The sequence below is a fragment of the Sphingomonas ginkgonis genome (assembly GCF_003970925.1).
Classification (GTDB): Bacteria; Pseudomonadota; Alphaproteobacteria; order Sphingomonadales; family Sphingomonadaceae; genus Sphingomicrobium; species Sphingomicrobium ginkgonis.
Window position 1 is genome coordinate 539272 of record NZ_RWJF01000001.1, and the last position, 16351, is coordinate 555622.

Here is a 16351-nt window from a genome sequence, read left to right on the forward strand (position 1 = left end):
GGATGCGCTGGTCCCGGCTCGCCCTGATCACGCTCGTGGCCACCGCCCCGCTCGGCGCCGCGCAGCGGACGACCATCAACCCGGTCGACCTCGACTACCGCTACAATTTCGAGCAGATCAACGACGGCGCGAGCTATCGAACGGGCGCCGACCCGGCGATCGTCAACCATCGCGGCACCTATTATCTCTTCCAGACGCTGGCGGACGGCTACTGGCGCTCGACCGACCTCCGGCAGTGGCGCTTCGTCACACCGAGCCGGTGGCCGATGCACTCGATCGTCGCCCCGGCGCTGTGGTCCGACGGCGAGAAGATCGTCATCCAGCCCTCGATGATGGAGCCGGGCTCGGTGCTGATGTCGAGCGATCCCGACCATGGCCGGATCGACTTTCTCGCGCGCGAGATGCCGCCGCTGCCGGGCTCGGTGAACAAGGATCCCAAGGACATGAAGCCCGGCGAAGTGCCGCCCGGCCCGTGGGACCCGGCGCTGTTCAAGGACGACGACGGCCAGTGGTACCTCTACTGGGGTTCGTCCAACATCTTCCCGATGTACGGCCAGAAGATCGGCTTCGCGGACGGGCGGATGAGCTACCAGACTCGCGCCGAGCCGATGCTGTCGCTGCACCCGGACGTCCATGGCTGGGAGCGGTTCGGCCAGGACCATTGCGCCTGCTGGAGCCCCGGCCGGCCCAGCCCTTCCTACATGGAGGGCGCATGGATGACCAAGGTCGGTGGCACCTACTATCTCCAGTACGGGGCGCCCGGGACCGAGTTCAACGCCTATGCCAACGGCGTCTACACCGCGTCCTCGCCGCTTGGGCCCTTCACCTATGCGCCCTACAACCCGGTGGCCTACCGGCCGGGCGGCTATGCGGAAGGGGCGGGGCACGGCTCGACCTTCCGCGACAACCACGGCAACTGGTGGAACTCGGGGACGAGCTGGATCGGCTACAACTGGGGGATGGAGCGACGGGTCGTCATCCACCCGGTGCGCTTCTACCCCGACGGCCAGATGAGCGCCTCGACCCGCTTCGGCGACTGGCCGCGGCTGGTCCCGGCGGGCAAGGTCGACGACCCCGACCGGCTGTTCCCCGGCTGGATGCTGCTCTCCTACCGCAAGCGGGTGACCGCCTCGTCGACGCTGGCCGGGTTCGGCACGGCGGCGGTCAGCGACGAGGACCCGCGCAGCTTCTGGGTCGCGGCGCGCAATCGCCCGGGCGAGACGCTGACGATGGACCTCGGCCAGGTCGCCACGCTCCGCGCGGTCCAGGTGAACTTCGCCGACTACAAGTCCGGGCGCTTCGCCGATGCGCCGGACATCTACACCGAGTTCCGGCTCGACAGCTCGCCCGACGGGCGGCGCTGGACCCCGCTGGCGCGGACCGAGGCGCCGCGCCGCGACCGGCCGAACGCCTATTTTGAGCTGCCGCGGCCGGTTCGGGCACGGTTCGTCCGCTACGTGCACGGCCATGTCGGGGGGAAGAACCTGGCGATCGCCGAGCTGCGCCTGTTCGGAGCCGCGCCGGGCCGGGCGCCGTCGGCACCGTCAAATGTTGCGGCCGAGCGCCATGCCGACGACCGCGACGCGACCATCCGCTGGCCGCGGGTGGCGGGGGCAACCGGCTACAACATCCGCTTCGGCATCCGCCCGGACCGGCTGACCCTGACCCACCAGCTGTGGGCGGACGAGCTGGGCGCCGGCGCGAGCCTCGCCAAGGAGCTGCGTTCGCTCAACCACGGCGTGCCCTACTACGCGGCGGTCGAGGCGTTCAACGAGACCGGCGTCGGGCCGCTCAGCGCGGTGGTGCCGGTCCGCTAGCCGAGCCACCCGCCGCGGAAGCCCGCGCGCTGCAGCCCGAGCCGGATCGCCGGCACCTTGCGCATCGTCCGCCACACGAACTCGCTCCGGTGGTTCGCCGCCTGCAGCAGGATCGGCCCCTGGTCGATTCCCAGCCAGTCGGTGGCGATCCAGCCCCGGCGCGGGTCGACGCTGCCGGTCTCGACCTTGGCAGCGGTGTCGGTGAAGCTCGGGTTGAAGCTGTCGCGGTAGCCGTAGCGGCCGTACAGCCCCGGCCGCTTCAGCATGGCGGCAGCGCAGGGAATCACGATCTCGGGGGCGAAGGGCAGCGACCCCAGCGCGGCGGTCGGCGCGATGGTGCCGTCGTCGCGGCCGTCGGGCATCGACACCGGTCCGCGCGCGGAATAGCCGTAGAAGGTGGCGGGGTGGCCGCGGTAGGGCAGGGTGACGCTCGCCGGGCCGTCGCAGGCGGTGAGTCCCCAGGTGTCGCGCGAATAGCCGGCCCAGCCCATCGGGTTGGCGATGCACCAGGCGCGGTTGGCGTAGGTGGCGCGCCGGCTGTTCTCGAAATAGTCGAACCCCGCCTCGCGCATCACCCCGTCGCGGATCCCGCGGAAGTCGATCCAGACATGGCTGTACTGGTGGCCGAACAGGGGCGCGAAGGCGATATGGCGGGTCGGCCCGCTGCCGCGCCAGTCCTTGTCATAGGGAGCGGTCCACGACGACCAGAGGTCGCTCGGCCCGGCATGGACCGGGGCGCCGAGCGCGAGGATGTTGACCATCATCCCCTCGTTGTAACCGGTCCAGTCGCGATCGATCAGGCCCTGCTCCGGATGCCAGCCCATCGACAGCGCGCGGCGGCCGTCGCTGCGGAAGAAGTTCCAGTCGGCGCGGGCGTAGATGGCCGCGGCGAGGCGCCTGATCTCGCGCTCGGCGGGATGGTCGCCGTCCCACCAGGCCCCGGCGAACAGGACCCCCAGGAACAGGAGGGTGGAATCGACGCTCGACAGTTCGTTGGTCCGGAACCGAAGCCCGGTCTCCATGTCGAGGAAGTGGTAGAAGAAGCCGGCGTGGCCGCTGGTGCCGCTCGGCTGCGGTCCCTGCGGCGCCGACCAGAAGAAGCGCAGCGTGGTGAGCGTAAGGTCGCGCGCCTCGGAGCGGTGAACCCAGCCGCGCTCGACGCCGAGCGGGTAGGCAGTGAGCGCGAAGCCGACCGCGGCGATGCTCGAGAAGCTCGGGGTAGGCCAGCGGTCGGGGACGAGGCCGTTGCGGCGGTTCGCCCGTTCCCAGAAGAAGTCGAAGGTCCGCTTCTCGACATCCGCATAGAAGCCGGGAAGCGAATGGCCCGTCGGGGCAGCAAGCGCCGGCAGACTTTGGCCCGCGAGCAGCAGCGGCGAGGACGCGAGCAGGGTTCGACGGTCGAGCGTGATCATGAGGGTTCTTCCGTAGTGCGGCGGACCACCAGCTCCGGCTGGTGCAACTGTTCCTCGCTCGGCCGCTCTCCGCCGAGCTCCGCGAGCAGGCGAACGATGGCTTCGGCGCCGAGATCGGCGATGCGCACCCGAACGGTGGTGAGATCGAGGTGGCGCGCCAGCGGAACGTCGTCGAACCCGGTCACCGCCACCGTTCGGGGCACCTCCACCCCGGCCTGGCGCAGCGCGGTCAGCGCGCCGATGGCCATCATGTCGTTGGCCGCGATCACCGCGTCGAAGCGGGTCCCGTCCGCCACCAGCTGGCGGATCGCGGCATGGCCGCCGCTCTCCTCGAAGTTGCCCGGCATGAAGATCGGCCGCAGGCCGGCGGCGTCCAGCGCGTCGGTGATCGCGTCGGCCCGCTCCTGCGCGTCCAGGTTGCCCGCGGGGCCACGCAGGTGGACGAAGTGCCGCTTCCCCTGCGCGAGCAGGTGGGCGACGACCGCGCGCATTCCGGCCGCATTGTCGAGGCGGATGCTGGTCCGGCCGACGCTGCTGCGGGTATTGATGAGGACGGCCGGCAGGTTGGCGGGCAGCGCGCCGCGCAGCTCTTCCGGCGCGATGTGGGGCGCCATCAGCAGCAGTCCGTCGACCCGCCCGCGCATCGCCCGGAGCGCGGTGGTCGCCTGCCGGCCGCCGCCATGCATGGGCGAGAGCAGCAGCAGATAGTCGTTGGCGCTCGCCTCGCGGTCCATGCCGCGCACGATCTCGGAGAAGAATTCACCATGGAGATCGGGGAGGACGACCCCGATCGCGTGGGTCCGGCCATGGCTGAGGCTGCGGGCGCCCGCGTGGGGGATGTAGCCGAGTTCGCTGACGGCGCGCGCGATGCGCTCCTTCGTCTCGGCGCTGACGTTGGCCGCTCCGCTCAGCGCGCGCGATACCGACGCGACCGACACCTCCGCCTTCCTTGCCACGTCCCGGATGGTTGCCTCGGCCATACGCTCCTTCGCTCACGCGTCCTCGCTTGCAGTCTTAGCCGATATTATCGGATTGCCAGCCTAGGCCGTTCGGTCCATGTAACCGGTTACAAGGATCGTCAAGCGCTCCACGATGGTTCAGGAGCGGTGCGACCGTCTGTATCGAGGAAGGGGAGTACATGCTGGAGACGCGCATTTCGCGCCGTGCCGCGCTGATGGGCGCCGGAACCATTGCCGCCTGGATGGCAAGCCCGGCCCGAGCGCTGCTGCAGGCCGCGGCGCGGCTCAGCGTTCCCGCCTCGGTCGACCGGCTGCTCGCCCAGATGACGATCGAGGAGAAGGCGGGACAGCTCAGCCTGATGGCCTCGGCCTGGGGCGGCGGGGCGGCGGCGCAGCTCAACCCTCCGGGCGCCAACAGCGACTTTCCCCGCCAGGTCGAGGAAGCCCGCCGGGGTCAGCTCACCGGCGTGTTCAACGGCAACGGCGCGCGCATGGCGCGGATCATGCAGACCGCGGCCGTCCGCGAGTCCCGGCTCAAGATCCCGCTGATCTTCGCCGCCGACGTCATTCACGGCCATCGCACCATCTTCCCGGTGCCGGTCGCCGAGGTCGCCAGCTTCGAGCCCGAGCTCGCGCGGCGGACGGCCGAGGCCGCCGCGTTCGAGGCGGCGGGGTCGGGGATCGACTGGACCTTCGCGCCGATGGTCGATGTCGCGCGCGACCAGCGCTGGGGCCGCGGGATGGAGGGCGGCGGCGAGGACCCGATGCTCGGCAGCCTGTTCGCGGCCGCCCGCGTCCGCGGCTTTCAGGGGCCCGACCTCCGCTCGAGCGAGCATCTGCTCGCCTGCTTCAAGCATTTCGCCGCCTACGGCGCGGCCGAGGCGGGGCTCGACTACAGCACGGTCGACATGAGCGAGCATGTCCTGCGCGAGGTCTATCTGCCGCCCTACAAGGCGGCGGTCGACGCCGGCGCGCTGAGCGGCATGGCCTCGTTCAACGAGATCAGCGGCGTGCCCTCGACCGGCAATCGCTGGCTCCAGACCGACCTGCTGCGCGGCGAGTGGGGCTTCACCGGCTTCATGGTCTCCGACTACACCGGGGACGAGGAGATGATCGCCCACGGCTACGCCAGGGACGGGCGCGACGCGGCGCGGATCGCCATCCTCGCGGGCGTCGACATGAGCATGCAGTCCGGGCTCTACCGCCAGCATCTGCCCGATCTCGTCCGCACCGGCGAGGTGCCGCAGGCGGTGGTCGACCAGTCGGTCCGCCGGGTGCTGGCGATGAAGGCCATGCTGGGCCTGTTCGACGACCCCTTCCGCCGCATCGACGAGAAGCGCGAAGCGGCGCGCTCGCTGCTTCCCAGGAACCGGGCGCTCGCGCGCGAAGCCGGACGCAAGTCGATCGTCCTCCTCAAGAATGAGGGCGAGCTGCTGCCGCTGCCGAAATCGGGCAAGCGGATCGCGCTGATCGGGCCGTTCGCCAGCGGGCAGCACGACCTGGTCGGGCCCTGGGTCGTCTATGGCGACGATGCCAAGGCGGTGGACCTCGCCACCGGCGTCCGCGCCCAGCTGCGCGACCCGGCGAGCCTCGTCGTGGTCGAAGGCTCGAAGGCGGAGCAGGCAATCCCCGGCGGCATCGAGCAGGCGGTCGCGGCCGCGCGCGCCGCGGACGTCGTGCTGCTGGCGATCGGCGAGGCGCAGAACATGTCGGGCGAGGCGCAGTCGCGCGCGCTGATCACCGTGCCCGAACCGCAGCAGCGGCTGGCCGAGGCGGTCGCCGCGACCGGAAAGCCGGTGATCGTCGTCCTCAAGAACGGCCGCGCGCTCGCGCTAGAGGGCGCGGTGGCCGACGCTCCCGCCATCCTCGTCACCTGGTTCCTCGGCACCGAGACGGGGCATTCCATCGCCGACGTCTTGTTCGGCGCCTACTCGCCCGCCGGCCGGCTCCCGCTGAGTTTCCCCCGCTCGCCGGGACAGGAGCCCTATTATTACGCGCACAAAGCGACCGGGCGGCCCAACCCGCCGGGCCCGCTCGCCGAGTACAAGGCGCACTACCGCGGCATTCCCAACAGCGCGCTCTATCCCTTTGGGCACGGCCTGACCTATGGGCGGATCGACTATTCGGGGCTGGCGCTCGGCGCTCCGGCGATGGGGATGGGCGGCAGCATCGAGGTCGCCGCCCGGGTCACCAACCGCGGCAGCCGCGCCGCCGAGGAGGTGGTTCAGCTCTACATCCACGACCGGGTGGCGAGCGTGACCCGGCCGGTTCGCGAGCTCAAGGCGTTCCGCAAGCTGGCGCTCGCCCCGGGCCAGTCGGAACTGGTCCGCTTCACCCTGCGCGCCGCCGACCTCGCCTTCGTCGGTCTCGATAACAAGCTGCGGGTCGAGCCCGGCACCTTCGACGTGTGGATCGCCCCGTCGGCCGAGGCCGACGGAGTGATGGGCAGCTTCGAACTGACCGCCTAGCGGCGGGCGATCTCGACCCGGCTCGCCCGGGCCGAGGCCGGCAGCGAGAAACGGAGCGTCTGCGCCGCGGCGTCGACGCTTGCCGTCCGCCCGCGCACGCTGGCGCCGCCGGTCCAGCCGTGCACGGCCACGTCGACCGCGGTCCACCACGGCCGATAGCCGCCGCTGCGCTTGCCGAGGTCGAGCGTCAGCCCGGCCGGGGTCACGGCGCAGCGGAAGCTCTGGCGCAGGCTGGCGCCGTTGGTGGTGAGCCCGTCGTCCAAGTAGAGCTCGCCGCGGCAATCCTCGCCCGGGTAGACGTCGAGCTGGAGCGCGCCGCTCGGCCGCTCCATGGTGCTCTGCACCAGCGGCTGGCGCGGCACGATGGCGCCGGCGCGGACATAGACCGGCAGCCGCTCGAGATCGGGCACGAAGGTCAGCTTGTTCCCGGTCACCGGCAGGCCGCTCCAATAGTCGAACCAGCGCCCCTGCGGCAGGCAGACGTCGAACAGCTGCGGCGACTCCGGGTGCGCCGGGCCCGCGACCAGCAGGTCGCGCCCGACGGTGAAGCTCATCTGCGTGTCGCAGCTCGTCTTCAGCATGTCGGGATAGTCGTAGAACAGTGGCCGCATGATCGGATCGCCGGTGCGGGCGTTCTCCTCGGCGACCGTGTAGAAGTAGGGCATCAGCCGGTAACGCTCCTCGACGAAGCGCTTGCGGATGGCGAGGTGTCGAGGACCGTCGAGCCACGGCTCGACACGCGGCGTGTTGACCGCGCTGTGGTCACGGAAGATCGGCATGAAGGTGGCGAACTCGAACCAGCGGGTGAGCAGGTCCGGGCTGGGGCCGCCGGCGAAGCCGCCCACGTCCGCGCCGCTGTAGCCGAAGCCCGACAGGCCGAGGCTGATCTGCTGCTGCACCGCGAGCCGCAGATGATCCCAGGTCGAGCTGTTGTCGCCGGTCCAGGTCACCGCGTAGCGCTGCCCGCCGGCGTAGCTGGCGCGGGTCATCACGAACGGCCGCTCGTTCGGACGGAGCTTCTTCAGCCCGTCGAACGTCCCGCGGGTGTTCTGCATCCCGAACACGTTGTGGATCTCGGTGTGGAGCGCATCGCGGGGCGCGAAATCGTCGCTCTCGATCCGGTGGACATTGTCGAGCGGCATGGTCTTGGTCGGCGTCTCGAACACCGCCGGCTCGTTCATGTCGTTCCAGAACCCGGCGAAGCCGTAGCCGGCGAACTGGCGGTAGAGCGTCCCCCACCAGTCGCGGCTCGCCTTGCGGGTGAAGTCGGGGAAAACCGACGGGCCGGGCCAGACCGGCGCGACATAGGTTTTGCCGGTGGCGTCGTGGACGAAGTTGTTGCCCGCCGCGCCGCTGTCGTAGGGCGCATAGCCCTGGTTCGGCAGGTGGGCGATGTGGAGGTCGGTGATCGCGACCAGGCGGATGCCGTCGCGGTTCATGTCGGCGTTCAGCTTCGCCATGTCCGGGAAGGTCGTGCGATTGACCGTGAACGGCCGGTTGCGATCCTGGTAGTCGATGTCGAGCCAGATGAGGTCGAGCGGAAAGCGCTCCTGCTTGAAACGGGCGGCGATCTGCCGGACCTCGGCGTCGCTCATGTAGCTGTAGCGGCTCTGCTGGTAGCCGAGCGACCAGAGCGGCGCGAGCGGCGCCTTGCCGGTGAGGTCGGTGTAGCGGCGGACGACGTCGCGCACGGTCGGGCCGGCGATGAGATAATAGTCGGCCGGCCCGTCGGGGGCGCTGATCTCGATCTCGTTCTCGCGCTTGTGGCCGAAGTCGAACGCGGTCCGGAACGTGTTGTCGAGGAACAGGCCATAGGCGCCGCCGGTGCCCCCGTCGGCGATGTAGAAGGGGATCGACTTGTAGATGGGATCCTGGCCCGGGGAGAAGCCGAAAGCGTCGGTGTTCCAGTTGACGAAGGTGCCGCCGCGGCGGTCGAGCGAGCCGGTCTTGTCGCCCATGCCCCAGATATGCTCGCCGATCGGCATCGCCTTGCGCAGGGTGAAGCTGGCCCCGTCGAAGCGCGCGCCCTGGCCGAGATCCTGGCTGATCAGCCGTCCCTGCCGGTCGAACAGCGTGAGGCCGAGCGTCTGCGGGTCGATGCGGACGGTGACCGTGCCGGTGGAGAAGCCGTCGGCGGTGGGGGTGACCGCGACCTTGCGTGCGCGGACGTCGGCCGGGACTGCCCAGCTCGCGTCCTCGCTCCACCGCCCGTCGCGGGCGAAGCGGACTCGGAGGATCTCGTCGCTGAGCGCGGTGACCCGCACCCGCGCCGGGCCCTGGTCGGCCTCGGCTCCGTTGGGGAGGGCGCGAATGGCCGCGCTGGCGCTCGAGGCGAGCAGCAGCAGCGTGGTTCCGAGGATCAGGCCAGTTTTCATCTACACACTCCGAGCGAAAGGTCAGGCCGCGGCAAGGCCGGGCGAATCATGCAGCTCGCGCCCCCGGGTCTCGCGCCCGAAGCGCGCGAGCAGGAGGACGGCGAACAGGGTTGGCAGCGTCACCGCCAGCGAGACGAGCCCCAGCGCGGGCACCAGCGCGAGGATGGCGAGCAGCTGCGCGAACAGGCCGCCGGCCTTGCTGCAGGCCGCGACGACCCCGGTCGTGCGCCCGCGGATCGCGAGCGGAAAGCTTTCCGCCGTGTAGGGGAGGAGCATCGCGATCAGCGCGTTGGTGCCGACGATCAGCAGCGCGACCGGCAGCACGGGGCTGCGCCGCGGGTCGGCCTCCAACCAGAACAGTCCCGCGAGCCCGAGCAGGGTCACCCCGAGCGAGGCCGCGACCGACCATTTGGCGCTCCAGCGGCTGTAGAAGAAGGCGGCGGCGAAGATGGTCGGAAAGGCGATCAGCGCGCTTTCGGCGAGCAGTCGGCTGGTGAGGGCGACGCTCGCCCCGCGGCGGACCAGCTCGGCCGGGAGCCACAGCAGCAGCCCGAAGTTGATGAGCCCGTAGCAGATCGCCGCAAGGCTGAGCGCGAGGAGCTTGCCGGTGAAGGCGCCGCCCCGCAGCGGCTGCAGCCGCTCGGGCTGGTCGGACGGCGGGCGGGGCACGGCGCGGCGGACGGCGGCGCCGAACCGCGCCATCACGGCACGCGCCTCGTCCTGGCGGCCGTGCGCGAGCAGGAAGCGGGCGCTTTCCGGGATCAGCGCGCCGAGGCTGACCAGCAGCAGCCCGGTCGGCAGGTTGAGCAGCCACAGGATGCGCCAGCCGAACAGCGGCTGGAGCAGGGCGGAGAGGCCGCTCGCCGCGAGATAGCCGCCGACCGAGCCGAGGCCGCCGACCAGCACCAGGCTCCAGCCCCGGTGCCGGCTCGGCATCATCTCGGCGAGCAGGGCATAGGTGACGGGAAGCATGCCGCCGGCCGCGGCGCCCATCATGAAGCACATGCCGGCGTTCCAGGCGAAGGAGGGCATGGCGCCGCAGATGGAGGTCCCGACGAACATCACCGCGGAGAGGAGGATCGTCGCCTTGCGCCCGTAGCGGTCGGCGATGGCGCCCCACAGGATCGAGCCGACGACGGTTCCGGTCAGCGCGAAGAAGGGAACGATGGAGGCGGTCGGGCCGCCGATCCCATATTCCTTCTTCATGCCGGGGATGGTGAAGCCGAGGCTGGCCGGCTTCATGACGTCGATGACGAGCGCGATGACCAGCACCGCCATCAGCGCCCAGTGCGCGCGGCTCAGCGGCGCCTCGTCGGGAGGCACGACCGCGATGTCGCTGTCCTCGCCCGTCGGCGCGCTGGGGAGCAGCCCGTAGGCGGCGACCGCCACTCCGCCGACGATCAGCGCCATCCCGGCGAGCATCGGCGTGTCCATCGCCATTCCGGCGAGCTGCCAGTGGCTGGCGCGGCCCATCAGGAACATCGGCAGGTGAAGGAGGACCCCGACGACGACCCCTAGGACGCCCCCGACAAACACCCCCCGCCCGCGCCGGCCTTCGAAGCTGAGCTTGCCGGTCACTGGCGCCGCTCAGTCAACATGTTCGCGAACGGCGAGGGTGGCCAGCGCGGCGCCAGCCATCACCAGTGCGGCGAAGGCCATGGTGTAGATCGGCTGCCCGGGGAAGAAGGCCTTCATGATCGAGCCCATGACCGTCGCTACCAGCAGCTGCGGAATGACGACGAAGATGTTGAACAACCCCATGTAGATGCCGAGCTTGGCCTGCGGCAGGTTGGAGGCGAGAATCGCGTAGGGCATGGCGAGGATCGACGCCCAGGCGATGCCAATCCCAACCTCGCTCAGCACCAGCCACTGCGGGTCGCGGATCAGGAAGAAGCTGGCGTAGCCGGCCGCGCCGAGCAGCAGGCAGATCATGTGCGTACGCGCCTTGCCGAGCTGCCGGGCGAGCAGCGGGAGGATGGTCAGCGCGGCGATCGCGGCGACGCCATTGTACACGGCGAACAGCACGCCCACCCAGTTTCCGCCTTCCTGGTAGGCGGCGCTCGCGGCGTCGGTGGTGCCGTAGAAGCGCTGCGCCACCACTGGCGTGGTGTTGATCCACATGATGAACAGCGCCGACCAGCTGAAGAACTGGACTAGCGCCAGTCGCTTCATGATCGGCGGCATTCCGGAGAAGTCGCCGACGATATGGCCCAGCATAGAGCTTTGTCCGCGCTTGGCCGAGCCGATCGCCACGATGCTCGCAAGGCCGTAGGCGACGAGCAGGCCGCCGAGCAGATAGACTTCCTTCTCGAGGCCCGTCTCCGCCACCGCCAGAATGATCAGGGCGCCGGCAGCGATCCAGGCAAGCGGGACACCGAGGCCGCGAGCCGCAAGCAGGTTCGTCCCCGCGGGAGCCTCGTGGACGCCTACCTCGCCGAACTGCTGCTGCTCCTCCGGCGAATATTCGCGGGTGGTCAGCACGGTCCAGAGCACCGCGACGAAGAGCGCGGCGCCGCCGACCCAAAAGCTGAAGCGGACCGTGTCCGGAATGCCGCCCGGACCGGCGATGTTGCTGATGCCCAGATGATCGAGGAGCCAGGGGAAGATCGAGCCGACCACCGCCCCTGCGCCGATGAAGGCGGTCTGCACCGCGTAGCCTGCGGTATGCTGGTCCTTGCGCAGCATGTCGCCGACGAAGGCCCGGAACGGCTCCATCGATATGTTGAGGCTGGCGTCGAGCGTCCACAACAGGATCGCCGCCATCAGCAGTGCCGACGACAGCGGCATCAGCAGCAACGACAGGCTCGCGAGCAGCGCGCCTGCCAGGAAGTATGGACGCCGCCGACCCAGCCGGCCAAGCCAGGTCCGGTCGGACAGATAGCCAACGATCGGCTGCACGAGCAGCCCGGTCAACGGGGCGGCGATCCATAGCACCGGCAGATCGTCAACGCTTGACCCGAGCGACTGGAAGATCCGGCTCATGTTCGCGTTCTGCAGCGCGAAGCCGATCTGAATCCCGAAAAAGCCGAAGCTGATGTTCCACAGCCCGGCAAGTGACTGGCGCGGCTTTTCGCTCGATCGTTCCAGCATTTGATCCTCTCTCTCCCGGCCGACGCTGGCAGAGCGGGCGGTCCGCAGCAATCACGCAGCAGCGAACGACGCCGCATGCATACGTATGAGGTCAGGCGACCACGCTGGACCCGCGCACCTTCAGGCTAACCGGAAGCAGCCGCGTCGCCGCGCTGCCCTGCTCGACCGCCTCGATCAACGCCTCGACCAGCGCCTCGCCAGCCTTGCGCGCATCCTGTGCGACCGTGGTCAGCGACGGATGCGACAGTTTGGCTGCGGCGACATCGTCGAAGCCGACCACTGCTACGTCGTCCGGGACCTTGCGACCAAGCTCCTGCAGCGCCTGCATCGCGCCGATCGCGGCGAAGTCGCTGGTCGCGAAGATGGCGTCGAACTCGGCATCGTTGCGAAGCAGCTTGCGCACCGCGGCTGCGCCGGCTTCCTCGGTCGGGAGCGCATCGGCAGCGAGCTCGGGATCCGGCTCCAGTCCAAGCGCCCGGAGCGCCCGCGCATAGCCGTTGTATCGATCCAGAAACTCGGGCGCGGCGAGGCTGGCCGTGCCGATGAAGGCAATCCTCCGCCGGCCCTCGTCCAGAAGGTGGCGCGTCGCGTCATAGCCGCCCTGGTCATTGTTCGACCCAATTGTCACGCCGAGCTCGCCCTGGCGCGGGCTGCCCCAGCGAACGAAATGGGTGCCCTGCTCGACCAATCGCTCGAGCCGCGGCTTGTACTCGAGATAGTCGCCATAGCCGAGCAGGATGATCCCGTCGGCCTTGCGGCTGTCCTCATAGTCGACGTGCCAGTCGCCGGAGAGCTGCTGGAAGCTGATCAGTAGGTCGTAACCGCGCGTCGCGCAGCGTCGGACCATCGATCCCAGCATCGACAGGTAAAAAGGGTTGATCAGCGTGTCGTCCGGAGTCGGGTCTTCGAAGAAGAGCAGCGCGAGCGTGCGGCTATGCTGCCGGCGCAGTCCGGAGGCGTTCTTGTCCACCGTGTAGTTGAGCTGGCGGGCCGCTTCGAACACGCGCGCGCGAGTTTCGGCGCTGACCGATGGATTCCCCGACAGCGCGCGCGAGACGGTGGGTTGCGACACGCCCGCAAGCGCCGCGATGTCGAACGACGTTGGCTTCCTCCCCATGCGCGCAGCATAGGCAGGCTGAATACGTATGTATAGCGACCGGCCCGGTTCCCCAGCCGAAAAGCCTTGATAATCATGCACGTGAGAAGCGCGGGTTCGCCGTGCCAATGGCTCGTGGCCGATGCGGCCAGGGAGAGGGGATCAAGAATGCTGACGAACAAGACGCGTATCGGCCTGGCGCTGGCCGTGAGCCCGATGGCGCTGATGGCGGCGACTCCGGCAGTGGCGCAGAGCACCACCGCGCCCGCCACGCCGCAGCCGACCGGGCCGCAGACCGGCGAGACTCCGGACCAGACTCCGTCGCCGAGTGCGGCGCCCAAGGGTGCCGACAACACCGCCGAGAACAGCCCGGCGGACAATGCGATCGTCGTCACCGGCATCCGCGCGTCGCTCGCCGCGTCCGAGCGGATCAAGAAGAACAATCCGGTCATCGTCGAGGCGATCTCGGCCGAGGACATCGGCAAGCTTCCCGACGTGTCGATCGCCGACTCGCTGGCTCGCCTGCCCGGCGTGACCGCGCAGCGTCTCGAGGGCCGCGACCAGCGTCTCTCCATCCGCGGCCTCGGTCCGGACTTCGGCGTGACCCTCCTCAACGGTCGCGAGCAGGTCACCGTCGGCGACAACCGCGGCGTCGAATACGACCAGTATCCGTCGGAGTTCTTCCGCAACGTCGTCGTCTACAAGTCGGCCAACGCTTCGGTCGTGCCGTCGGGCATTGCCGGCACGGTCGATCTCCGCACCCTTCGGCCGCTCAATGAGAAGCCGACCCTGGCCGTGCAGCTGCGCGGGCAGATGAACAGCCATAAGAGCCTCAACCCGGAGGTGAAGCGGACCGGCTATCGCGCGTCGGGCACTTATGTCGACCGCTTCGCGCACGACACGATCGGCGTTGCGATCGGCGTCTCGACCATGACCCAGCCGACGCAGAACGAGCGCTACAACGCTTGGGGCTTCCCGAACTCGACCGCGACCGGCGGCAACCTGCTGCTCGGCGGTGCCAAGCCCTATGTCGAGTCGAGCAAGCTGCAGCGGACCGGCGTGGTCGGCACGCTCGAGTTCAAGCCGAGCGATCGCTGGCACACCACGCTCGACGTGCTCTACTCCAAGTTCAAGGAGACCCAGTACCTGCGCGGGATCGAGTTCCCGATCGCGCCGGACTGGGGTTCGAACGCCACCATCACCAACTACACTGCGTCGAACGGCCTGGTGACCGATGCGACGGTGAGTGGTGTGGTTGGGGTGGTCCGCAACGACTATAATCGCCGCAACGCCAATAATTTCTCTATCGGCTTCAACAACGTCGTGTCGCTGACCGACCGCGTCCGCTTCACCCTCGACGAGAGCTGGAGCCGCGCCAAGCGCACCGACTTCCTGCTCGAGAACTATACCGGCACCGGCTACAACCAGAGCGGCGCCAAGGACACGATCCACATCAGCCAGAACAGCGACGGCACGTTCGACATCGTCCCGACGCTCAACTACGGCAACGCGTCCAACCTCGTCATCACCGACCCGCGCGGCTGGGGCTACAACGGCACCGAGGCGGTGGTCCAGGCGGGCTTCCTCAACCGGCCGTCGTTCAAGGACGACCTGAAGTCGATCCGCGCCAGCCTCGACGGCGATCTCGACGGCTTCTTCAACAAGTGGGAAGTCGGCGCGGTCTACTCGCGGCGTTCGAAGACGTCGTCCTATTCGTCGGCGTTCCTCTGCCCGAAGGACGGCAACCCGAGCTGCACCGTGTCGAGCGGCACCGCGCTGTCCGCCCCGATCCCGCAGGACGCAATCGTCGGGACCGTTCCGCTCGCCTACCTTGGCGTGCCGAGCATGATCGCGCTCAACCCGCTCTACCTCTACAACAACGTCTATGACGCGGCGCCGGACAACCGGCCCGACAGCCTGGCGCGCGACTACAACGTCACCGAGAAGGTGCTGACCGGCTACGCGCAGATCAACATCGACTCGCGTCTCGGCGCGATCCCGGTGACCGGCGCGATCGGCGCCCAGGTCGTCCATTCCGACCAGGGCTCGAGCGGCTTCACCTCGAGCTTCTCGGCCGGCCCGCCGCCGGTCGTCACCGTCGCGACCATCGACGGCGGCTCGAAGTATACCGACTTCCTGCCGAGCGCGGCGCTGGCCTTCCAGGTCGTTCCATCGGGCTTCCTGAAGCTCGGCGTCAGCAAGACGATGATCCGGCCGCGGCTCGACCAGGAGCGGGTGACCTCGGTGGTGAGCTTCAACGCTGCCAACATCGGTCGCTACGACCCGTCGCTGTTCCCCGTGTTCAGCGCCTACGGCGGCAACGCTCAGCTGAAGCCCTACAAGTCGCTCAACTTCGACGGCTCGGCGGAATATTATTTCCGCAAGGGCGGCTATGTCTCGCTGAGCGCCTACTACAAGCGGCTGACCAACTACGTCGATCCTAACCGCAGCTTCGCGTTCGACTTCGCGCCCTATGCGGCGCTGCTGGATCCGGCGACCCGCGCGCTGGTCCAGGGCAAGACGGTCGGGCTCGTTTCCGGACCGGCGAACGACGGCAAGGGCCACATCCTCGGCCAGGAGCTGACGGTCTCGCTGCCCTTCTCGAACTTCGTCCCGGCGCTCGACGGCTTCGGCTTCTTCGGCTCGATCGCGCATGTCTCGAGCAAGGTGCGCTATGCCAGCCAGCCGACGCCGATCGATATCCCGGGTCTGTCGAAGTATGTCGGCACCGCCGAGGGCTATTTCGAGAAGCACGGGTTCCAGGCGCGGGTGAGCTATCGCTATCGCAGCAAGTTCATCGGCGAGGTTGCCGGCCTTTCCGCGACGCCGACCTTCCGTACCGCCAAGCCCGAGGGCATCCTCGATGCGCAGGTCGGCTACGAGTTCCAGGGCGGCTTCATGCACGGGCTGTCGATCACGGCGCAGGCCAAGAACCTGACCAACCGACCGTTCGTCACTTACGAGAACGACGATACGCGCCGGGTCATCGACTATCAGAAGTATGGCCGGGACTATTATCTGACCCTCGCCTACAAGTTCTGATGCGTAGCGGCGGTCGCCCTCGCGGGCGGCCGCCGTCCAGCTTCGGACGGCTCATGCCCGGCCATCCACCTCGGCCGTCGGCAGGAGATTGG

At 69.0% G+C, this 16351-nt stretch carries 9 protein-coding genes; 3 read left to right on the forward strand and 6 right to left on the reverse strand.

What is annotated here, in order from left to right:
* Window positions 1-2: 2 nt before the first annotated feature.
* On the forward strand, window positions 3-1817 hold the full coding sequence (locus HMF7854_RS02695; protein ID WP_126717693.1) for a family 43 glycosylhydrolase: 1815 nt from the start codon (window positions 3-5) through the stop codon (window positions 1815-1817).
* Here the strand turns inward: HMF7854_RS02695 and HMF7854_RS02700 are convergent.
* Both HMF7854_RS02700 and HMF7854_RS02705 read right to left on the reverse strand, forming a co-directional pair.
* Complete coding sequence (locus HMF7854_RS02700; RefSeq protein ID WP_126717694.1) at window positions 1814-3229, reverse strand: glucoamylase family protein; 1416 nt, start codon at window positions 3227-3229, stop codon at window positions 1814-1816. The two genes, HMF7854_RS02695 and HMF7854_RS02700, sit on opposite strands and share 4 nt — an antisense overlap.
* Window positions 3226-4209, reverse strand: a complete 984-nt coding sequence (locus HMF7854_RS02705; protein WP_126717695.1) for a LacI family DNA-binding transcriptional regulator — start codon at window positions 4207-4209, stop codon at window positions 3226-3228. The genes HMF7854_RS02700 and HMF7854_RS02705 overlap by 4 nt, the downstream gene beginning before the upstream one ends.
* Before the next feature lie 158 nt (window positions 4210-4367).
* On the opposite strand from HMF7854_RS02705, the gene bglX reads away from it, so the two are divergent.
* A complete protein-coding gene (gene bglX / locus HMF7854_RS02710) occupies window positions 4368-6656 on the forward strand; it encodes a beta-glucosidase BglX (RefSeq protein ID WP_126717696.1) in 2289 nt (762 codons plus the stop codon).
* Here the strand turns inward: bglX and HMF7854_RS02715 are convergent.
* The 4 genes from HMF7854_RS02715 to HMF7854_RS02730 all read right to left on the reverse strand — a co-directional run bounded on the left by HMF7854_RS02715 (window position 6653) and on the right by HMF7854_RS02730 (window position 13238).
* Entirely contained in the window at window positions 6653-9031 is a 2379-nt protein-coding gene (locus HMF7854_RS02715; protein WP_126717697.1) for a glycoside hydrolase family 31 protein, read from the reverse strand. The two genes, bglX and HMF7854_RS02715, sit on opposite strands and share 4 nt — an antisense overlap.
* A 21-nt stretch (window positions 9032-9052) precedes the next feature.
* Complete coding sequence (locus HMF7854_RS02720) at window positions 9053-10609, reverse strand: MFS transporter (RefSeq protein WP_239016806.1); 1557 nt, start codon at window positions 10607-10609, stop codon at window positions 9053-9055.
* Window positions 10610-10618: 9 nt separating this feature from the next.
* Entirely contained in the window at window positions 10619-12121 is a 1503-nt protein-coding gene (locus HMF7854_RS02725) for an MFS transporter (protein WP_185829134.1), read from the reverse strand.
* Between the two features lie 91 nt (window positions 12122-12212).
* Window positions 12213-13238 (reverse strand): LacI family DNA-binding transcriptional regulator, encoded by a 1026-nt coding sequence (locus HMF7854_RS02730; protein ID WP_126717698.1) that lies wholly within the window; start codon window positions 13236-13238, stop codon window positions 12213-12215.
* 147 nt (window positions 13239-13385) lie between these two features.
* On the opposite strand from HMF7854_RS02730, the gene HMF7854_RS02735 reads away from it, so the two are divergent.
* Entirely contained in the window at window positions 13386-16259 is a 2874-nt protein-coding gene (locus tag HMF7854_RS02735; RefSeq protein ID WP_239016807.1) for a TonB-dependent receptor, read from the forward strand.
* Window positions 16260-16351: the final 92 nt, after the last annotated feature.

Coding starts and splice junctions, on each gene's coding strand:
- HMF7854_RS02705 (WP_126717695.1), bottom strand. CDS start 4,209: ATGGCCGAGGCAACCATCCGGGACGTGGCAAGGAAGGCGGAGGTGTCG.
- HMF7854_RS02715 (WP_126717697.1), bottom strand. CDS start 9,031: ATGAAAACTGGCCTGATCCTCGGAACCACGCTGCTGCTGCTCGCCTCG.
- bglX (WP_126717696.1), top strand. CDS start 4,368: ATGCTGGAGACGCGCATTTCGCGCCGTGCCGCGCTGATGGGCGCCGGA.
- HMF7854_RS02725 (WP_185829134.1), bottom strand. CDS start 12,121: ATGCTGGAACGATCGAGCGAAAAGCCGCGCCAGTCACTTGCCGGGCTG.
- HMF7854_RS02695 (WP_126717693.1), top strand. CDS start 3: ATGCGCTGGTCCCGGCTCGCCCTGATCACGCTCGTGGCCACCGCCCCG.
- HMF7854_RS02730 (WP_126717698.1), bottom strand. CDS start 13,238: ATGGGGAGGAAGCCAACGTCGTTCGACATCGCGGCGCTTGCGGGCGTG.
- HMF7854_RS02700 (WP_126717694.1), bottom strand. CDS start 3,229: ATGATCACGCTCGACCGTCGAACCCTGCTCGCGTCCTCGCCGCTGCTG.
- HMF7854_RS02735 (WP_239016807.1), top strand. CDS start 13,386: ATGCTGACGAACAAGACGCGTATCGGCCTGGCGCTGGCCGTGAGCCCG.